This is a genomic window from Pseudomonas sp. Z18(2022), from assembly GCF_036346535.1.
In the GTDB taxonomy this organism is placed as follows: domain Bacteria; phylum Pseudomonadota; class Gammaproteobacteria; order Pseudomonadales; family Pseudomonadaceae; genus Aquipseudomonas; species Aquipseudomonas yamanorum_A.
Window position 1 is genome coordinate 142,495 of sequence record NZ_JAOTOA010000001.1, and the last position, 19,781, is coordinate 162,275.

15 protein-coding genes are annotated in these 19,781 nt (G+C 55.1%); 4 read left to right on the plus strand and 11 right to left on the minus strand.

Going from position 1 to position 19,781, the window contains the following annotated elements; all coding sequences use genetic code 11:
• The first annotated feature begins 7 nt into the window (after positions 1-7).
• On the plus strand, positions 8-1,021 hold the full coding sequence (locus V3W39_RS00605) for an AraC family transcriptional regulator (protein WP_330211936.1): 1,014 nt from the start codon (positions 8-10) through the stop codon (positions 1,019-1,021).
• 9 nt (positions 1,022-1,030) lie between these two features.
• Here the strand turns inward: V3W39_RS00605 and V3W39_RS00610 are convergent, their stop codons facing one another.
• From V3W39_RS00610 to V3W39_RS00645, 8 genes are all read right to left on the minus strand, one after another.
• Positions 1,031-2,566 carry an aldehyde dehydrogenase family protein gene (locus tag V3W39_RS00610; protein WP_330211937.1) on the minus strand — a complete coding sequence of 512 codons (1,536 nt, stop codon included), beginning with the start codon at positions 2,564-2,566 and terminating at the stop codon, positions 1,031-1,033.
• A gap of 396 nt (positions 2,567-2,962) precedes the next feature.
• Entirely contained in the window at positions 2,963-3,184 is a 222-nt protein-coding gene (locus tag V3W39_RS00615) for a hypothetical protein (protein WP_330211938.1), read from the minus strand.
• 120 nt (positions 3,185-3,304) lie between these two features.
• Entirely contained in the window at positions 3,305-4,933 is a 1,629-nt protein-coding gene (locus tag V3W39_RS00620) for a methyl-accepting chemotaxis protein (RefSeq protein WP_330211939.1), read from the minus strand.
• A gap of 228 nt (positions 4,934-5,161) precedes the next feature.
• Positions 5,162-6,532 carry a DUF1329 domain-containing protein gene (locus tag V3W39_RS00625; RefSeq protein ID WP_330211940.1) on the minus strand — a complete coding sequence of 457 codons (1,371 nt, stop codon included), beginning with the start codon at positions 6,530-6,532 and terminating at the stop codon, positions 5,162-5,164.
• Between the two features lie 16 nt (positions 6,533-6,548).
• On the minus strand, positions 6,549-8,360 hold the full coding sequence (locus tag V3W39_RS00630; protein ID WP_330211941.1) for a DUF1302 domain-containing protein: 1,812 nt from the start codon (positions 8,358-8,360) through the stop codon (positions 6,549-6,551).
• Positions 8,361-8,437: 77 nt separating this feature from the next.
• Positions 8,438-9,829, minus strand: coding sequence for a spinster family MFS transporter (locus V3W39_RS00635; protein WP_330211942.1), 1,392 nt, complete (start codon positions 9,827-9,829; stop codon positions 8,438-8,440).
• A gap of 94 nt (positions 9,830-9,923) precedes the next feature.
• The gene (locus V3W39_RS00640) at positions 9,924-11,474 is read right to left on the minus strand and encodes a class I adenylate-forming enzyme family protein (protein ID WP_330211943.1); all 1,551 of its coding nucleotides are present in this window, start codon (positions 11,472-11,474) and stop codon (positions 9,924-9,926) included.
• A gap of 115 nt (positions 11,475-11,589) precedes the next feature.
• Positions 11,590-12,561 (minus strand): LysR substrate-binding domain-containing protein, encoded by a 972-nt coding sequence (locus V3W39_RS00645; protein WP_330211944.1) that lies wholly within the window; start codon positions 12,559-12,561, stop codon positions 11,590-11,592.
• Between the two features lie 107 nt (positions 12,562-12,668).
• Here V3W39_RS00645 and V3W39_RS00650 point away from each other — a divergent pair, with 107 nt between their 5' ends.
• Complete coding sequence (locus V3W39_RS00650; RefSeq protein ID WP_330211945.1) at positions 12,669-12,956, plus strand: hypothetical protein; 288 nt, start codon at positions 12,669-12,671, stop codon at positions 12,954-12,956.
• Between the two features lie 386 nt (positions 12,957-13,342).
• On the opposite strand, the gene V3W39_RS00655 is transcribed toward V3W39_RS00650, so the two are convergent.
• From V3W39_RS00655 to V3W39_RS00665, 3 genes are read right to left on the minus strand one after another with little or no spacing between them, the layout of a single operon-like run.
• On the minus strand, positions 13,343-15,139 hold the full coding sequence (locus V3W39_RS00655; protein ID WP_330211946.1) for a long-chain-acyl-CoA synthetase: 1,797 nt from the start codon (positions 15,137-15,139) through the stop codon (positions 13,343-13,345).
• Between the two features lie 33 nt (positions 15,140-15,172).
• The gene (locus V3W39_RS00660) at positions 15,173-16,528 is read right to left on the minus strand and encodes a 3-oxoacyl-ACP reductase (protein ID WP_330211947.1); all 1,356 of its coding nucleotides are present in this window, start codon (positions 16,526-16,528) and stop codon (positions 15,173-15,175) included.
• Between the two features lie 13 nt (positions 16,529-16,541).
• Positions 16,542-17,822 carry an acetyl-CoA C-acetyltransferase gene (locus V3W39_RS00665; protein WP_442968379.1) on the minus strand — a complete coding sequence of 427 codons (1,281 nt, stop codon included), beginning with the start codon at positions 17,820-17,822 and terminating at the stop codon, positions 16,542-16,544.
• Between the two features lie 315 nt (positions 17,823-18,137).
• On the opposite strand from V3W39_RS00665, the gene V3W39_RS00670 reads away from it, so the two are divergent.
• Both V3W39_RS00670 and V3W39_RS00675 read left to right on the plus strand, forming a co-directional pair.
• Positions 18,138-18,884, plus strand: a complete 747-nt coding sequence (locus V3W39_RS00670) for an SDR family oxidoreductase (RefSeq protein WP_330211948.1) — start codon at positions 18,138-18,140, stop codon at positions 18,882-18,884.
• A gap of 153 nt (positions 18,885-19,037) precedes the next feature.
• Positions 19,038-19,769 (plus strand): TetR/AcrR family transcriptional regulator, encoded by a 732-nt coding sequence (locus V3W39_RS00675; protein ID WP_330211949.1) that lies wholly within the window; start codon positions 19,038-19,040, stop codon positions 19,767-19,769.
• Positions 19,770-19,781: the final 12 nt, after the last annotated feature.

Sequence of the window (19,781 nt, forward strand, 5' to 3'; positions counted from 1 at the left end):
GCACTACATGCTTGCCCCCCTATGGCACACCGCGGATTTACCGGTCAACCTGCTGCGCAGCCTGGCGGATCTCATTGCGCAATTAGGCCTGGACCCCAGCCGGCTGTGCATGGGGCTGGGTTTCAATGTCGCAGACCTGGCCAACCCGCAAAGCCGGGTCTCGATTCGTCAAGCCTGCCTGATGATCAAACGCGCCCTGGAGATGACTAACGGCCGCGACCGAGGACTGGGTCTGGACATGAGCGCGACCGAGTCCATCACCTCCATGGGCCTGGTAGGTTACGCCATGCTGACCAGCGCCACCCTCGGCAGTGCGATAGCCCTGGGCATCGACCTGCAGAAGCAGACCGGCGCGCTGTTGAGCTTTGAGCACCTCGAATCTCCTGGGCATATCACGCTCCAAGTCACGTGCCCATTTCATGAGCCCGACATTCTGACCTTTCTCGTTGAAGAAGCCTTCGGGATGCTGCTGAATATCGCCCGCGCGCTGGCGGGCCCGATGTTCAGCCCATCGTCGATCGAGCTGAGTTACCCAAGGCCCGCCTACGCCGATCACTATGAACACTTGTTTAGATGCCCGGTGCACTTTGATCGCAAGGACAATCTATTTGTCTGCGCCAATCACTGGGCGAATACCCCCATCGGCACCCACGATGCGCTGAGCAATCGACAAGTCGTTGAGCTACTGGAGATGAGTGCTGATCGAGGCGGTGAACTTGAGTTCATCGAGTCCGTCGAGCGCATTCTGCGTCGTGATCTACGTACAGCTGTCAGCCTGTCAGCAGTTGCCTCACAACTGTGTATGAGCGAGCGAACCCTGCGCCGCCGCCTCGCCCAGAACGACATGTCCTATCAGGCCATCCTGGATGACCTGCGCAAACAACGGGCCCTGGCGCTGCTGGGCAATGTGCGCCTGACCCTGGATGAGGTTGCCTACGAGGTGGGTTTCAGCGACGCGCAGAACTTCCGCAAGGCGTTCAAGCGCTGGACCGGCCAGGGTCCACGGCAAACGCGCGCTTGAACATTTCAATTAGTCACGCGGCTTTTGGCTGAAGGCTTCAAGCCTGAAGCCATGCCAAGCGATTGCCAGCAGGCGCAAACGCCGCGGCCCATACAGCGCCTGGATGAAGCGTTCGAACAGTTGGAATTTGCGCGGTGTGTAGGGGTACCAATTGGCTTCGATCTTGCTCCCGGCCTTGTCGATCAGTATGGCTTTACTGCGAGTGAACCCCAGCAACCCTTCCGGCCCACGCAGTTTTCCGAATCCACTTTTCTTCGCCCCACCGAACGGCAGGCCTGGGTTGCCTTCGCTCATGTTGACGTTGTTGATCGAAACACCACCGACCTCAAGTGCACCGGCCATCCGCAGCGCGCGCTGCGCATCGGCGCTGAACACACTGGCGCACAGGCCGTAATGGGTGTCGTTGGCCAACTCGATGGCGTGGGATTCGCTGGTAAAGGCCATGATCGGCAATACCGGCCCGAACGTTTCCTCGTTCCAGACCCGCATGTCCGACGTGACACGGTCCAGAATGATTGGCCGCACTGTCAGGGAATTCGCATCGGGTATGACACCAAATCGCAGGCGAGCACCGCGATCGAGGGCGTCTTGAACATGTTCGATGACCTTGTCGCGCTGAAAGCCGACGGTCATACGCCCGACGTCGGCGTCGCCGTTATCGCCACAGCGTACTACGACCTTTTCCGCCGCCTGGACCAGACTGTCGACGAAACGATCCAGCACGCTGTGTTCTACCAATAAACGCTCCACACCACTGCAGGATTGTCCGGCATTCGTGAAACCGCCCCACAACGCACCCGCCACCGAACGCGCTATTGGCGCGTCGGCAAACACAATCATCGGATCTTTACCGCCCAGCTCCAGCTCAACGGGGATCAGCTCGCGACCGGCCTGGGCCATGATCTTGCTGCCGGTGGGGCCGCTGCCGGTAAAAAAGATCTTCGCCGGCTGTTGGTCGATCAACGCCGAGCCCAGGCTGCCGTTGCCGTACACCACCTGGACCAGGGCCTGGAGTATCGGAGAGCATGCAAGGACCTGTTCGACCAGGCCTTTGCAGGGGGCGTGTTCGGAGGGTTTGTAGACCACCGCATTGCCCGTCGCAATCGCTGCTGCAATACCAGTAATCGCGTTATGGAACGGGTAGTTCCAGGGACAGATGATCAGCACTACACCCAGGGGTTCATGCAGCAGCAACGATTGCTTGCCCAACAATGTAATTGGCGTCTTGACCTTTTCAGGTTTCAGCAACCGTTCGGCATTATTCTCCAACCAATTGAGCCAATCGAGGGTGCCAAGGATTTCCGCGATCAATGCATCTGTTCGACATTTGCCAACCTCCTGCATGACCCGCGCGATGATCATTGAGCGGTGGGCCAGAATCGCGTGTTTGAGCTTGGACAACTCGGCCAGACGCGCCTGGATCGACAGCTGTGAATGAGCACGCAAGGCCGTGCGGGCGTTTTCGAATGCGACCCGGGAAATCGCAGCCTCATATGACAGCACATTGTCGTGCGGGCGGGATTCGAATTCATTATGCGGGGTCATTCAACGCTCCTCGGGATCATCGGCCAGCTGCCAAGATAACGGGCTGTCGGGCACTGAGGCAGGGTTGATACGGACGAAAAAGGGTTCAAACCGGCTATATCTCGATACCGACCTACGAGACCCAGATACCTTATGTATGTCCAGGATGTCTAATGCGAAACGAAACTAACAAACCGTTGAACGGACTCTAGGACTGGCAGCTTGGCCAACGCACTGTTAGGCGTGGGGCTGCAACCAGTAAATGAAGGCGCCGAGGTCGCCGTCGTTCCCAAACCGAGTAATTCCAACTGGGTAGTTCCGTCGCATGGTAAGGGTGAAAGCATTGCAGAAGAAAATGCCCGATGATAGTAGGATGATCGGACCGATTGGCTGCTGTCGCGCCAAGACGTTCTCCTACTATTGCGGGCCCGAGTCAACGGAATTCGAATCCATCAACTCGCTCATCAATTGAAGGTTCGCCTTGATGGCCTCGATGTCCATGAAATGCCCTCTAGCAAAGCCCATAAAATGACCAATGACGAAATCCTTGAGTGGTTTGTTGAAGCTGATCGATGATCCGATGTACATCATCGCTGCTGCGATTCGATACTCGGTGGTGCCCTTGTCATAGGCTGCCAAAAAGAACCTCATTCCATAGATAAAAACGTGTGAGGTGTAAATTATCCAGGGTGTATCAGCATTGCTTGGATAATAACGCCGTCAACTGAGCACACTTCTCTCGCACGCCCACTAGCAGCCCTACATATGAAACTGCTTCACCAGCCGATTCAATTCGACCGCAAGTTTTGCAAGTTCAGATGTTGCAATAGCTGTCTGACTAGATCCCTCTGAAGCTTGATTTGACAGGTCTCGAATGCTAACCAGGCTGCGATCCACCTCCCTGGCAACTTGGGCCTGCTCTTCCGACGCCGTTGCAATCAAAACATTACGTTCGGTGATATTATCAATGGATTCGGTGATTTCCACCAATGCACTCCCTGCGCCTTGAGCAGTGTCAAGAGTTCTCTGAGCTTGGGCGTTAGTATGAGTCATTGCCGAAACAGCCGCTCCAGTTCCTTTCTGAATCGAACTGATCATCTGTTCAATCTCACTGGTTGATTGCTGGGTACGGTGAGCTAAAGCCCTCACTTCATCCGCCACTACTGCGAAGCCTCGACCCGCCTCGCCGGCACGAGCAGCTTCGATTGCAGCATTCAAAGCAAGAAGATTCGTCTGCTCGGCGATAGCCCGTATCACATCCAGAACTTTGCTGATGTCTGCTGCCATAACAGCGAGCCCTTGTACCTCTATGGATGCGTCTTCAACATTTGCAACCATCAAGCTGATGGCTTGAACGGTTTCATCTACGCGTGCACGACCTGCCAATGCGGCGGAATTGGACCGATTGGCTGCTTCAGAGGCTGCTGAGGCATTTCTTGCTACTTCTTCTACAGCTGCGCTCATCTCAGTGACGGCAGTAGCCGCCATCTCGACCTCTTTATACTGTCGCAGCATTCCTTTATTAGCATCCTCAGTGACAGCATGCATTTCTTCAGAAGTCGACGCTAGTTGGTTAGACGAATCAGATATCAAAGAAAGCGTACTTCGCAGACCATGCTGCATAGCTTTCAGAGCCTGCATGAGCCTGGAAACTTCATCGTTTCCTTGCACTTCGATGACCTCGCTGAGATCGTTTTTGGCAATACGCTCAGCGATAGCCAGTGACTGATTAACCGGGCTAGTAACGCTGCGGGTGTACATTAGAGCGAGAGTAATTGCAGACAATATGCTGACCAAGATAAAGCTGCCAACAATCATTTGTGACTGCTCGTAGATAAGAGTGGCTTCCTCGCTTGCCTTTTTAGCTTTGTTGTTGTTCAGTGCAATCAGTTTTTCTATATCGCGCTCCACAGTATCTGCCGATTGCTTCATTGCCTCGTTGGACAATTTGACAGCTTCATCCAAACTGCCAGAAGCAATAAACGACAGATACTGATCCTGTAATTTCTGATAATCGGCATAGCTCCGGGACAGCTCACCAAAAAACTGCTTTCCCATAGGAGTCACTATGAGCGGCTCAAGCTTCGAAAGCAGTTCCTGGACGCCTGCTCGGGCTTTCCTTACGTCCTCAAGTGCTTGAGTTTTACGATTTTCTGGCTCTACAGGATTACGCAACCGCGCGTTGCTGCCTCTAATACTTACAAACTCCCTGTCAATCATTCCCAGCAGGGATATGCTAGGCACTACATTGGTTTCTACGAATTTTTCAGAAGCGTTCAAACTCGCGGTTTGCTTGAGGGCGATGATCCCCAACGCAATAATCAGCATGCAGAAGAATCCGAAGCACAGCGCCGAGCGTGGAGCAAGGTTGAGCTTGCGCAATTTCATAGTGAAATCTCCCGTGGTTTTACCTGTCTCGACGCTTCCGAACAAGCCTGAAGCGCCGTTCGTCACCCCAAGTGACGCAGTCAATGAACGCGAGTTTCCGAAGGCAAAAAACATGTATCTGAATGTAACAGCGCATTCGGCCTGCGTCGTAGGTGCCGCCAGTAAGCATACGCCGCATCGCAGGACGGATAATTCAAGGAGTTTGTTACTCCTTGAATGCTTCAACCGTTACTTCACCCCTGCACTCCTTAGCGCAGAAGGCGTGAAATCAGCCGCCGAATTCTTGCGGTCGAATTGTACGAAGGTTTTTTCCTCGTTACTCATGCCAGACACGATGTACCGACCGGCGACAACGTCGTAAAGAGCCTCGAAGGTGGAAGCGGGAATTTGCCGGGAGAAGTACGGAATAAGCATCGATTGGCCGACGCGCCACAGTTGACCACGGCCGTCGTACAAATCGGACATCGCGATCATCCAGGAATCTTCGTCGACATAGAAACGACGTTTGGCATAGATGTTTCGCTCGCCGGATTTAAGGGTCGCTTCAACGACCCAGACACGATGCAGTTCGTAACGGGCCAGCTCCTGATTAGTGTGGCCTGGATTGAGGATATCAGCGTATTTGACGGTGGTCTGCGCCAGCTTGAAGTTGTTGTACGGGATGTACTTTTCCTGTTTGCCGATCAATTTCCAATCGTAACGATCGGGCGCGCCGTTAAACATATCGAAGTTATCGGAAGTGCGTAGCCCATCCGAGGCCGTGCCTGGTCCGTCATAAGAAACCTGTGGCGCTTTACGGACGCGGCGTTGGCCGGCGTTGTAAATCCACGCCTGACGCGGTTGCGCAATTTGATCGATGGAATCCTGTACCAGCAATACAGTACCCGCCAGGCGTGCGGGTGCTGTCACTTCTTGCTTGAAGAACAGCAACACGTTTGCAGAATCTGCCGGGCTCATTCCCGACATTTGATCAGGAAACGCGACCTCCTCCTGGAACCCAACAAGGCTGTACGCACCATTAGCCTGCGGGGCTGCCTGTACGTATTGCCGGCTCAGGTTGCCGCCACGATAACGGGTGATATGGTTCCAAATCACTTCTAGACCGTTGGACGGAATAGGGAACGGGTAAAAACGGCTGTCTGTGAAGCCTTTGAGCGCGTTCCCGTCTGCAGACAGAGTGGTCTTTGCAGCACTGACTTTTGCTGCCGCTTCCACTTTAGCCGGCACTGACATGGAGCGATGAGTCACATACACAGGAATAGTGTAGGTATCCGGGTACCGCGTGAACATCGCCATCTGCCCCTCAGAGAGCTTCGCCTTGTACTGCTCGACATTCTTTGCAGTGATAACAAACAACGGTTTTTCACCGGCGTACGGATCACCGAGAAAACCGTTTGCCGTCACCGCGGCTGCATCCGTTTTTAATCCTCCGGTATAGGCAGGGATTGAACCATCGGCATTGCCGGCCATTTCTGCACCCAATGGCGTCAATGTAGTACCCAACTTCGCGACCTGATCGGCACTTACGGCAGCCATTACATTGACAGCCATCAAACTCAGGATCAGTACGCCGGATTGAATCACGGTCTTGAAAATCATAATGGTTGCTCCTGATTTAGAAGTTCATGCCAAAGCTCAGGGCCAGGAAATCTCGATCGGTGTTGACGTTGTAGTTACCGCCGAAGAAATTCGTGTAGCTCAGGCTCGCGGTGTAGGTATTCAGATAATCGGCGTCAACACCTAAACTCGTCGCCTTGACCCCTTCATTGAAGGTAGGACCCGTGCCCTTGACGTCCTGCGACCAGGCGATATTGGGCTTGAGATTGATGCCCGCAAATACGCTCGAGTAATCCCAGATTGCGCGTGCGCGATAGCCCCACGAGGTGGAGGTGTAATAACCACCATCGCCGTATTGCACGCTGTTCACGATTGATTCCGGAGCGCCAAAGATAGAGTCGCGCCCCATGCGCTCATCGATTTTGTTGGAAATCCCGCCTACACGTGTCAAGCCAACTTCGCCAATCAATGTCAGTCGTTCAGCTCCCATGACTTGGTCAAAGAAGTGCGTCAGCGTGGTTTGTGCTTGAGTGACCTCCTTGCGACTGTAGCCATGAGTCACCGCATTGGCTTGACCGAGCGCGCCCGCCACACCGCCCGTGGCGAGGGCGTCGGTGACGCTGTTACCTAGGCGACTGGTCACGTCAACCGTGTTGATCTGTAGCGGCATGTTCGGCCGATAGCTGATTTCCCCGCTCCAGGCTGTTCCCGTAGGCAGCGTGGTGGAAAAGCTCAAACCGTAGAGCCGGATGTCCTCCGGGTACTCCATGAAGTAGCTGCCGCGACCGAGAATAATCGGTGAAGCCAACGCCGCAGTCGCCGGGTTACTCGCGGCTCCAAGTGCGGCGGCTAGTCCTGCCGCGTTGGCGTTTTTTACGCTGAAGATCGGCGCACGACTGTGATAATTCATGGCATAAGCGGCGTATTCGGTGCTGTCTCCGAGCCAGCGTAATGCTAACCCCCACTGCCCCGAATTCCGCGCGTCACGGTCTGAGCTGCGCGGAATTATCAACCCCTCTTGGGAAACGCCGACGCCGCGCGCATTCAGGTAGGCTCGGGTACCCGGCTGGTTAAGAGCCGAGACGGTAGCTGGATCAAGAATTGTGAAGTTATTTCGGCAGCCGTCGGCAGCCACGTCTGAGTTTGAGAAGAAGGTGCCGCAGTTGTCGACGACCGTCTGATCCCACTCAAGCTGATAGAACGCCTCAGTGGACAAATGATCCGTCAGTCCTTGAGACACATACAGCATGTTGACCGGTATCAACCCTTCCTTGATCTCGGCCCCTGGGCGTCTAAAGGCGGACACATCTATAGGGTTGATTGAGTTGATGCTATTGCCAATAAACGTGCTCTCCCCCCAACTTACCACCTGCTTACCCACGCGTATGCTGCCGGGTTTTTCATCGAGTTGATAATTGTAATAGGCGAAGGCATCCAGCAGCTCAAAGCCGGAAGACTTAGCAGCTTCCTTGCGACCCGAATTGCTGACGGGCTTGAACTCGCGACTTTCGTCCTGCAGTTCAAAGTCGTACCAATATTTACCGCGGGTAAATACACCGAAGTCGTTGTACTTCAGCTCCAGGTCATGGACGCCTTTGAAAATCTTGGAGAACGTCTCACCCTTTTTGAAATTCAGATGGCCGTCGTCGGTGTTCTGCGTTGCACCGTGGCCACCGTTCACCCTGCCAATCAGGTTTTGAGAGGGGCTCTGAGTACTCCAACTGGCACCTACAGACAGCGATGAGTCGAATTGCCCCTGGATCTCACCTATGTCGAAGGCTACAGCGCGTGCTTCGACACTGATCGCAAGCCCAACTGCCAGCGAAAGAATATGACGACGAACATGGGGTGTATTTCTTATTATTTTCATGTGGATGCTCCTAAATTGATCATCACGCAGGCAAACACTCAGTTGATGCCGGATACCCTGGGACGGCGCGCTTGCACTCATTTGAACTCTGCTCGCGGGTTAGAAGCCGTTTTCAGACTCGAATGCCTGTACGCGGTAGGGTGAGGTGTATTCGTTGGCAAGTGAGCCATGGATAAACCTTGCGCCTTGGCGGAGTCAGCAAGGAAGTGGCGCGACGCCGCCAAAATGGCGAGTGAAGTGAGGAAAAGAGCCAAGGGCACGACCGTAATCAAGGCGGTTTGCAACCCAAGAGCTTTCATCGCCTCGGTTACCTCGGGGGCTCCCACTGCTCGCGCGGCGCTTGTGGCAAACCGATCAGACAATAGCCCTGTGACCAAGGTGCCAAAACCTGCACCCAGAACATATTGGAAGAAGAAGAAAATCGACATAGCGGTGCCGCGCAAACGCGGCTCCACGACGTCCTGGACGGACGGCAGAACCGTCACAAAATACATGAACCATAAAAGCCAGCCTCCACCGATCAGCGCCGTTAGCACTACGAGGTTGCCTGAAGGCTGCGCCAGTCCACACCAAACCAACGGCGCCGATATAATCAGGCAGATCGCACCTAGGCGAAGTCGTCCTTTTGCAAAGGTTTTATGCAGCCGGTCAGCGACAGGCCCCCCAATGAGCAGACCAACCAGCCCTGTCAAACCGAAAACAATGGCCCCCACGATACCGGCCTCAGCGACAGTGGCCTGGTGGTAACGAATCAACAAAGACGGCAGAAACGTATTCAATGCATAAGCGGCAAAATTGAACAGTGCGCCTGAAACGGTTAGCCACCACAGCGTTCTAATCCCCAGGACTTTGCGAAAGGGCTGCGTGACGGGCGCATTACTCACCACATAGGTTTCCTGAGAGCCTCGCACAGGTTCGGCACGAAACAGCAAAAATACCGCGACCAGCACGCCGGGGACCGCAGCTGCGTAAAACGGCGCTCGCCAACCGTAGTGATTGGCCAGCCAACCTCCCAACGCAAAGGCCACCAGTGTGCCCAGTGGCAGCCCCAGCATGAACACGCCCAGTGCTCGAGATCTTTTTTCAGCAGGGTATAAATCACCGATCATGGAGTTTGCTACGGGGGCGCAAGTGGCCTCACCGACACCAACGCCGAGGCGTATCAGAAACATGCTGGTGAAGTTGGTTGCCGCCCCGCTGGCAGCCGTCATGGCGGACCACACGAACACGCCCCCCGACAACAGCCAGGTGCGTCGTACACGATCGGTCAACCGACCAATCGGTACGCCAGCGACGGCATACACCAGGGTAAATGCCGTTGCCAGAAGACCGAGCATCGTGTCGTCCAGCAAGAACTCCTTACGAATGGGTTCGAGTACAACGGCCGGTATAACGCGGTCAAAGAAATTCAGGAAGTTGACCAGTAACAACGCAAATAACGTTGTCCGGGTAGCGCTCGCGCGATCCATGTTGCCTCCACTACGCCGATCGAAGCCGACGTTTTGTTGTTGTTTTTAAACATCTTTTCTGCGGATTAAAATCCGTCGAGATGTTCGAGGTGCGTTAGTAAAGTGACACCGAAAGGAATGGGTACTCCGAGTGAAAACGATCACGCAGTTCGCGCTTTAGGACCTTGCCTATCGCGCTCAACGGCAGTTGATCTATTGCCTGCGCGCCGGAAAGACGTTGCGTTTTACCCACGCGCCCGTTCACCCAGCTCACCACTTCGTCAACTGAGAAAGAATTTGTTTTCCCCACAAAGAACGCATAAGGCGTCTCTCCCCAGGCTGAGGAAGGCACCCCAATGACTGCGCAATCATCGATCTCGGGATGTTGGCGGATCACCGCCTCTATATCCGGTGGATAGACGTTGAATCCACCACTGATAATCATGTCCTTGGAACGACCTAACAGGATCAGAAAGCCGTCGTCATCGAATCGGCCCAGATCACCATGACGGAAATACTGTCGGCCTTGTCCGTCGGTCCAGATCGCTTTACGGGTCGTGTCTGCCTGGCCGTGATAACCGGACATCATGGCTGCCGAACGCCCCACCACTTCGCCGACTTCGCCAGCTGCAACCTCGTTACCTTGCTCGTCAATCAAGCAAATGTCACAGCCAGGCGCCGGGCGTCCTACAGTGTGAAGTTTCGCGGGAAATTGGTTGGCCATCAGCAAGCACGTCCCACCGCCTTCGGTCATGCCATACACCTCAACCAGCAGTCCAGGCCAGCGACGCACAACCTCCCTTTTGAGCTGTTCGGAGAACGGCGCGCTGGTACAAGACTTGAACCGAAAGCTCGTAAGATCGAACGTATCGAAATCGGGCAAGTTCATGATGCGTTGGTATTGAACAGGAACGAGCATTGTGTGCGTTGCCTGTAACCTTTGCGCTTCGGCCAAAAATTCATGTGCATCGAACTTACCCAGCAGCACCGCAGTACCACCGTAAGCAAGGGTGGGCAACAAGCTGATGAGCGTCGAGTTTGAGTACAACGGCGTGGCGACCAGGGTCACCGCCTGATCGAATTGGGCAACGCCATAGCCCGAGATCTGAGCCCAGCGCATGCCGTGCGTATGGACAATCCCTTTCGGAACGCCAGTGGTGCCTGACGAGTAGATGATATTGAAAGAGTGCTGCGGCTCAATCGTAACCGGCGCGGGCTCAACACCTTCAGCAGGCAGCCAGCTTTCCAGTCGTTCCAAATCCACTACTTGAATGTCGAATTGAATGTCGAGCGCAGGCAGGAGCGCCTTCGCCTCGGCATCGACCAATACCACCGCCGCCGCAGAGTCTTTGATCATTGCCAAGATTTGTTCGGCGCTGCCGGACGGCGCGATGGGCGCGGGCACGCAACCGGCCTTGATAGCGCCCAGAAAGATGAGAGTCGCTTGCACTGTGGTTGCAGAAACGATGGCTACCGAGCGCCCTTGAGTCACGCCGTCCCGTTGCAGAGCAGCAGCAATACGTCCTGTTGTGGCGTTGAGCTCGTGGTAGGAGATCGTAGTGCTGCCTTGTACGATCGCGCACTTTTGCGCTTGTTCGCTGGCATGAATTGCAATCAACTCTGGCACGTGAGCAAACGTGCGAGCAGCTAGCTGGAGCGCACCCATAACTTAAATCCTTTATTTTTATAATCTGCACTATCTCCTTGGTAAAGGTGCATGACTAGACGCGGTAAAGAAACACGGCGTTCCATTTATGAAACGCCGGAAACATGCAAGTTCTTTAAATCTTCAGATGTGGAAAGCACTCGTCTGCCAACGGCTGCAACTCCAGGCGTTGCCGCTGGATAATGCTATCGACGAAGTCCAAAAATGCGCTGAGTTTGGGCACCATCGCCACACGGTCGGTATATAACGCATAAAGCGTGGGCGGATCGTAGATCTCAAACTCCGGAAAGATATGCACCAGTTCTCCGCTGCGCAGATCATGAATGGCGCTCGCGGCGGCAATGGGAGCGATGACGTTACCGTGCCTCACAAGCTCCAGTATCTGCGAATGGTCGGTGGAGGCAAATCGTCTCCATGTTGGCAGCAGGTAACGCTCTTCACCCCGCACGAGTTCAAGTTTCGGCACATACGCGGGTAAACGACCGGGCTCAGCCACATTCGAGTCAAGGTAGAAGTTACCGATTATTGGATGGCCTGAAAGGTCATCGGGTGAAGCAGGCATACCCTTTATCTGTACGTAGGCTCTGCTCGCGACGAGTATCGTCCTAACCTCGACGATTTTGCGCGCGATCAGCCGTGAGTCCGATAGCCAGCCCGAGTGGATCACCACATCAAGACTGTTCGGCTCAGGCAGCAGCCGCTCCCCCACCCGAATGCGCACGTCAATACTGGGGTACATGTCCAGAAATTCGTAAAGATAGGGGGTTAACAGGCTTCTCGCGATGTCGCTGGAACAGCCAATCCTGAGGGTACCCGCAGGATCACCGCGATGCGCAGCTATCTCGGCGTCCACATCCTCCATTTCTTCTCGCATACGTACGCAACGAAGATGCAGAATTTTACCGACCTCAGTCAGCACGCTGCGCCGAGTGCTGCGTTCGATGAGTTTGACGTGATAAAGCTCTTCCAGACGAGAGACCGCCCGACTTACTGTGGCCTTGGGCATGCCCAAGGCCCGAGCGGCACCTGACACAGATTCCAGTTCCCCAACCATCGCAAAAATGATGAATGCATCGCCCTTTTCCATGGTTGCTCCCAATACTATTCGCGCACGTTCAAAAACCATTGGTTGTATGTGACCGGTGAAAGACGGTTTATTAAATCCAGTGTTGAACATTTGGTCAGGAATAATCAATGTCAGCCGCGCTATTGGTGAGCCACGGCGCAGTTCTTTCAGGCTTATTCGCGAACTGCTTTGCGCTTTGCGAGCAAACCAGCGATCCCTCCGACAGAGCCAAAGAAAAAAATCCCCAGCAGCAGCGAAGTGAACATTTCCAGCATGGTGATACCGACATGCACGAATGGTATCGACCCAATGGTGAGCAACAGCATGGTTGCTATGTGAAGACAACCTTCACTTTGCCCACAAGTCGCAGGTACACCACTGCCAGCGTTAGCACAAAAGCCGCTGAAGCCGCTTGATCAGGGGGGGTAGGTAGAGTGAGAAGAGCGCGATGGAATACGATGCCAACAAGCCAGTCAAAGCGCCGAACACCGCAGAAAACAATCGGTCCAGCCGTGCGTCTTCGATCCCCAACCAATAGAACATGAACAGTAAACCGACCTAAAAATTCTTGACCCCCAGTGAGGTGCATATCCCAAAAAAACACAGGATCAACACCGCAAAGATGCAGAGGACCGCTAAGCCTCTGAGCGGTGGGAGTGCTGCGGATGAGTTTTCTTCGGGTAGCGACACTGCAGTCGTCCTGTAGGCGAGGTGGCCGAATACAGCTTGCGTGGGACAGCTGTGGTGAGTCGAGCTTAGAGCGCTGCAGTTTCCGTCTGACGGAAACCCGCGCACCGGCAATTCAAAAGCGTATCTCTGCGCGTTCAATAGCCGCGTGCAAGTGAGTGGTGAGCGGTTCGTAGCCCATCGCGCGGTCGCGCAGGAAGTAGACGGGATCGCCGCTCAAACGGAATCCCTGTTGCTTCAAATCGATTTTCTTAACTTTAAACGTGGCTGTAGTTTCCTGCTGGGCCTGCAGCTTAATAAACAGCGGCACCGCATAAGCTGGCAGACTTTTGCTCACGTGCTTGTAGAAGTCAGCTAGGCAAAACGCGACACTGGGCTCCAAGGTCAGCGCCAACATGCCAGCACGCCCATCGGCGTGAGGAACCTGCACGCCATACACCACCGCATCAGCCACGCCGGGGTAACGCTGCACAACTCCCTCGACTTCAGTGGTCGCCACGTTTTCCCCCTTCCAGCGGAAGGTGTCTCCCACGCGATCGACAAATGCCACATGGCGAAACCCCTGATCCCTCATCAGGTCCCCGGTGTTGAACCACGTGTCGCCGGGGCTGAAGACATTTCGTAATAGCTTGGCCTCAGAGGCTTGGTTGTCTGTGTAGCCGTCAAAGGGTACGGCGTCAGACACTTCGCAAAGCAGCAATCCAGTCCCGCCTTTCTCCACGCGCTCCAAGTAGCCACCCTCCCCGCGTATCGGGCTTTCGGCCTCAGGGTCAAAGCGAACGATGGCATAACTCATCGGGCAAAACCCGGCTGTTCGTTTCAGGTTCAGCAGATTCACAAAACCCAGGTTGTTTTCGCTTGCACCATAAAACTCACAAATGTGCCGGACACCAAACCGTTGTTGAAACGCCTCCCAAATATCCGGACGCATGCCATTGCCGATGATTACGCTCAGGCGGTTGTCACGGTCGTTTTGCCTAGGGGGGGAATTGAGCAGGTAACGGCAAAGCTCACCGACGTAAATGAAACTCGTGGCGCCAACTGTGCGAATATCATTCCAGAACCGAGAGGCGCTGAACTTGCGAGAAATAGCGATGGCGCAGCCGCTATTGATCACTGAACTCAATGCCACCGTTAGGGCATTGTTGTGGTACAGCGGCAGAGGGCAGTACATGATATCCCGGCGCGTAAGGCGCATCGCCAGCTGCCCCATCCCGATACCCGCTTTGTACCACCGCAAATGCGTCATGGCGGCGGCTTTGGGCATGCCTGTCGTGCCTGAGGTGAAGATGTAGTAGCATTTTTGCTTGAGCTTTACCTGGCGCGTTTCCGGCAAGTTATGCATTGCGCGCTCAGCGCTATCCCGTTCCAGGTCGGCGTAGCCCGCAGGTAATTGTCCAATGCCACTCCAGAATACCGTCACCCCACCCTCCAACGTGGCGCGCTGCGGGTCAAAGGACTCAAAGCATTCTTCACCAATGACCACCAGGCGCGGCTGCATCAGGTCAAGGCTGTGGTTGAGCACGTCTCCCCGCTGATGGTGGTTCAGCATCCCGGCAATGGCGCCGAGTTTATTGGCCGCCAGCACACAGGCGAGCAATTCCGGCCTATTTTCAAACATGAGAGCCACACAATCGCCGTTTCTCACACCCTTGGCCTTGAATGACTGAGCCAGTCGATTGACCCAGCCATTGAACTGCTCATAGCTCCAAGTCTTGCGCTCGAACAATAGGAATGGCCGGCTCGGCTGCTGCTCGGCCCTCGTCTCGAAAATACGTCCGATAGACGCGAGCTGTTCGCCATCAGCCTTGGCGAGCGCCCTTTGACTGACTAGCATTCGGCCAAAATGGGGGGCTAATCGAAACCCCGCCGCCGCCACATCCATTAGCGAAAACGTGTTGTCGTGATTCATATGTGTTTTCTTATTCTCGTTCGGTTGCACGATTCAGGCGCCGATGAGGCCCTGGCCACAAACACGCAGGGTGCTACCCGTCACTCCATAAGCTTGGGGCGAACATAGAAACGTGATCATCTCGGCAGCATCGCGCGGCGCGCCGCTTTGTTTGAGCGAATTGAGACGACGCCCGATTTCCCGGGTCGCGAACGGCATGGCGTCCGTCATCGGTGTTTCAATAAAGCCAGGCGCAATGGCGTTGATACAGATATTGCGCTCAGACAGCCCTAGGGCTTGTGCACGCACGTACCCGATCAACGCAGCTTTGGTAGCGGCGTAGTTGGTCTGGCCAAAATTGCCGGCAACTCCGCTGATCGATGACAGACACACCACTCGCCCCTGGTCACGTAAAACACGCTCGCCGATCAACACTTCGTCGACGGCAACAATGGCCGCCAGGTTTACGGCAACGACCTGATCCCAAAGATGCTCTTTCATATTCGCCAATGTGCGATCTCGCGTGATGCCCGCGTTGTGCACAACGATATCGACGCCGCCGAACCGCTCCATCAGAAAGTCTGCCAGGCGTCGTGGTGCCTCGGAGGACGCAATGTCCAACCCCAGCGGCGTAGCACCTATCTCCTTGCAACGTTGCTCCAGCTCCAGAGTCATGGCGGGCACGTCGAGGCAGACCAGGGTCGCGCCTTCTTGAGCAAGGCGCTGTGCCGTTGCCAGGCCGATGCCCCTAGCGCTGCCCGTCACCAGTGCAACTTTCCCGGCGAGCACTTGTTCCGTCGGCAGGTGCTCAGGCGTTGCGACCAGCGTACGAATATGCACGGCCTGGCCGGTCACATAAGTGGTTTGTTTGGCGCAGAAAAACCGTACGACGCCTTCCAGCCGTTCAGCACCGGTGACCCCGACATACACTAGATTAACGGTGATGCCTTTTTTACCCACCTCTTTGCTCAAAGATCGGCTGAAGCCTTCAATCCCTCGAGCAACCGCAGCCGCAACCGGCGAATCGAGCGAATCCGGATCAGTTGCAACGATCAACACACGGGCGTTAACGGCAAGCTTGCGCAGACGCGGATTCAGGCTGTCGTAGAGGAACCGATACTGCGCCGGCGTGCGACATCCGCTGGCGTCTAGCACCACAACATCCAGCGTCTGATCCGCCGCAACGAGCACGTCGCAAAGATCGGCGCCAGCTTTCTGCAGCGAGCCGCGCAGAACCCGGGTGTTCTCACTTTCCTCACAGGCTCCCAGCCAGGCGATTTTGCCGGCTAAGGGCCTGGTAGCATAAGCACCCAGTTCACGGGCGAGCGGCACCGGGTTTGGCAAGCCCAAGGCACGTGCCAGCCAAGCCGACAAAGGGTTTGCATGAAGCTGCATCAGCAAATCGGACATAGTGCACCTGTTGTTATTTTTCGATGATTGCGGTGACGGCCTGACCACCCGCCGCACAAATGGAAATGAGGCCACGGCCACCGCCGTTCTCATGGATGGTTTTGGCGAGCGTGCCGACGATGCGCCCACCGGTCGCGGCAAAAGGGTGCCCTGTAGCCACCGAGCCGCCCTTGACGTTGAGCCTGGAGCGATCAATTACTCCCAGCCCCTTTTCCAGCCCCAGGCGCTCGCGGCAAAACTCATCAGACTCCATCGCCGCCAGGGTGCAGAGAACGACCGCCGCAAACGCCTCGTGAATTTCATAGAAATCGAAATCCTGCAGCGCAAGTCCGGTCTTCTTCAGCATCCGCGGCATAGCATAGGCACCTGCCATCAGCAGGCCTTCACGCTCGTCGATGTAATCAACGGCAGCGACTTCACCGGCACGTATATAAGCCAGAATCGGCAACCCCCTCGCCTGCGCCCATTCCTCCGAAGCCAGCAGTACCGCAGACGCGCCATCGGTAAAGGGCGTGGCGTTGGCCGCAGTGATCGTGCCCCCACTACCGAATGCCGGCGAGAGCTTGCCTAGCTTCTCCAACGTAGAGTCACCACGCATATTGTTGTCTTGAGAGAGGCCGTGGTACGGCATGATCAAATCGTCAAAAAAGCCTTCGCTGTAAGCCTTGGCGAGGTTGCGATGACTGGCGAAGGCCAGCGCATCCTGATCGGCGCGTGAGATTCCGTAGCGCTTAGCGGTAATCTGCGCGTGCTCGCCCATGCTCAGCCCGGTGCGATGTTCACCCTTACCGGGTAGTTCAGGAATTAGGTGAGATGGCCGCAGCAATTTGAGCCCAAGACACAGCTTGTCACCCTGGGTTTTGGCAGCGTTGAGTTTGACCAATGCTCGCTGCAAGTTGCGATTGGCACCGATCGGAATATCCGAGGTGGTGTCCGTGCCGCAGGCAATACCTGCATCAATCTGCCCCAGGGCAATCTTATTGGCCACCAGAATCGCCGCCTCAAGACCGGTACCACACGCCTGCTGAACGTCAAACGCTGGTGTGTGCGGGTGCAAACCACTGCCCAGCACCGCCTCACGCACAAGGTTCCAATCACGCGAATGTTTTTGCACCGCTCCACCGACGACCTCCCCCAGTTGGACATTCTGCAGGTCGAACTTCTTCACAAGCCCACGAAGCGTGTCCGTCAGCATCGTCAGATTGTTCAGCTCGGCATAGGCCGTATTCGAACGGGCAAAGGGAATACGGCATGAGCCCACGATGGCAACTCTACGAGGCGAACCGATAAGCATAATGTGCAAGCTCCTGGGTACAGGCATGTAGTTATTGGAGTTTGATAACGGGGCCAGTCCCTGTGTCCGGCAACCGCTCATACAACGTGTATCGCTGCACCTTCGCGTCCGGAAAAACGACCGAATCCGCACAACGGCACGCGGCAATAATACACACATGAACCCTATTGTACACTTACGTTTATTTATATTGCCGGCGGACTTTTTTCCTGAAAGGTGAACGAACATCTATCATTATCGCGCTTGAGCGCCCGGACCACCCTAAATATACGAATCTGTACATTTGCACAAAGCTCAGTATTGTTGACTCAAATAATGCGTCCGCGAACACCCCACAATCAGAGAAAAGCCTTTATTAACATCCTCATCAACGGTGCAAGCTCAGGGTTAGGTTCAGGCATGGCGCACGCATTTACCGCACAACGACACAACCTTGCGCTGTGCGCGCGTCGCCTTGACCAGTTGACTGAGCTTCGCGAGCAACTGCTGCGTGACTTCCCCGCCATTCATGTGTCTATCCAGGTTCTGGACGTCACTGACTACCTGCAGGTGTTTGAGGTGTTTCACGAGTTCAATAAAGAGTTTTCAAGTATTGATCGGATCATTGTCAATGCGGGACTGGGAAAGGGACCGTCACTGGGCACCGGGTGCTTCGATGCCAACCTGGCAACTGCTAACACAAACTTCGTGGATACCCTCGCGCAATGCGAGGCAGCTATGGAGATTTTCCGCGCGCAAGGGCGTGGGCACTTGGTAACTGTTGCATCGGTGGCAGCCATCCGCGGACAAAAAAACGCAAGCCTGACGTATGCCGCTACTAAGGCCGGTCTTGCTTCAATGTCAGAAGGACTACGCCTGGAATGCCGTGACACGGCCATTTACGTGACCACCCTGTTTCCGGGGTTTATCAGCACGGAAATCACCAAGTACAGTGGGAAGAAACCTTTTCAAGTAGACTTGACCACGGGCTGTAAGGCGATGGTTCGAGCCATCGAACGAAAGCCGGCCACCGCTTGCGTGCCTTCATGTCCATGGACTCCGATCAGTTTCATATTGAAGTGACTTCCAGACAGTCTTCTCGCCAAGCTCTGAAGGCCTCGCTCCGCTGGAGCCGACAAGCTGCAACGGGGTGGGCCAAGCGTTTTTAGCTGCTTATCTTTTTTAAAAGTTCAATGCGTTGACATACGCCGTACTCATCTGGATGGGCAAATACTGATGACCGCCAAAACAACCCCGAAGCCGAGCAGCAAAAAGGTCTCGACCGTTCGAGCGGAGGAAATGGAAGACCCCTTGCTGGTGCCACGAGTATTACCGCGCGGGCTCAATAGCCTGCCACGTGACATCGTGCTTTTGTCTCAACGTAGTCGGCTGGTCGAAGCCATCGCCCACTTTGTCGCCGCCAAGGGTTATCCCAATACCAGCGTGGCCGACATCATTGCCAGAGCCGGCGTGTCACGGACAACCTTTTATCAGCAGTTCCAGGATAAGGAAGATTGTTATTTCTCTTGCTTTGAGCGGTTGAGTGAGTCCCATCTCAAACGCGTGACCAACGCAATGCACTCAGATGGAACACCAAAGGAACGTCTGATCGCCAGCGTCGGCGCCTATCTTGAGCACCTGTCAGAAGACGGCGAATTCGCGTTGGCCTTTTTTGCCGAGGCTTCAAGCGCCGGCGACCGGGTTCGCGCGCGCAGTCTTGAAATCAAGACAGAGCAAAAGAACAACTTGATACGCTGGCATCAGGACTTGCGCAAAAGCCACCCAGAACTCATCGCCCCGCCCTCAGCCGTCTTCGATTTGGTCATCGATGGCAGCGATGCATTTCTGGTTCGCTGGGTTCGGAATGGGTTCCAATTAAGCGTGCGAGAAGCGAAACGCGACATCTGCTATTTCCTGTTTGCCAGTCTGGGTCTGCAGGAATGGGCCAAAGAAGTCCTCGCAGTGTAAATACCTCCGGCC

Coding starts and splice junctions, on each gene's coding strand:
- V3W39_RS00660 (WP_330211947.1), bottom strand. CDS start 16,528: ATGTCCGATTTGCTGATGCAGCTTCATGCAAACCCTTTGTCGGCTTGG.
- V3W39_RS00650 (WP_330211945.1), top strand. CDS start 12,669: ATGTCAGCCGCGCTATTGGTGAGCCACGGCGCAGTTCTTTCAGGCTTA.
- V3W39_RS00605 (WP_330211936.1), top strand. CDS start 8: ATGCTTGCCCCCCTATGGCACACCGCGGATTTACCGGTCAACCTGCTG.
- V3W39_RS00630 (WP_330211941.1), bottom strand. CDS start 8,360: ATGAAAATAATAAGAAATACACCCCATGTTCGTCGTCATATTCTTTCG.
- V3W39_RS00635 (WP_330211942.1), bottom strand. CDS start 9,829: ATGGATCGCGCGAGCGCTACCCGGACAACGTTATTTGCGTTGTTACTG.
- V3W39_RS00620 (WP_330211939.1), bottom strand. CDS start 4,933: ATGAAATTGCGCAAGCTCAACCTTGCTCCACGCTCGGCGCTGTGCTTC.
- V3W39_RS00665 (WP_442968379.1), bottom strand. CDS start 17,822: ATGCTTATCGGTTCGCCTCGTAGAGTTGCCATCGTGGGCTCATGCCGT.
- V3W39_RS00610 (WP_330211937.1), bottom strand. CDS start 2,566: ATGACCCCGCATAATGAATTCGAATCCCGCCCGCACGACAATGTGCTG.
- V3W39_RS00655 (WP_330211946.1), bottom strand. CDS start 15,139: ATGAATCACGACAACACGTTTTCGCTAATGGATGTGGCGGCGGCGGGG.
- V3W39_RS00670 (WP_330211948.1), top strand. CDS start 18,138: ATGCGTCCGCGAACACCCCACAATCAGAGAAAAGCCTTTATTAACATC.
- V3W39_RS00675 (WP_330211949.1), top strand. CDS start 19,038: ATGACCGCCAAAACAACCCCGAAGCCGAGCAGCAAAAAGGTCTCGACC.
- V3W39_RS00625 (WP_330211940.1), bottom strand. CDS start 6,532: ATGATTTTCAAGACCGTGATTCAATCCGGCGTACTGATCCTGAGTTTG.
- V3W39_RS00640 (WP_330211943.1), bottom strand. CDS start 11,474: ATGGGTGCGCTCCAGCTAGCTGCTCGCACGTTTGCTCACGTGCCAGAG.
- V3W39_RS00645 (WP_330211944.1), bottom strand. CDS start 12,561: ATGGAAAAGGGCGATGCATTCATCATTTTTGCGATGGTTGGGGAACTG.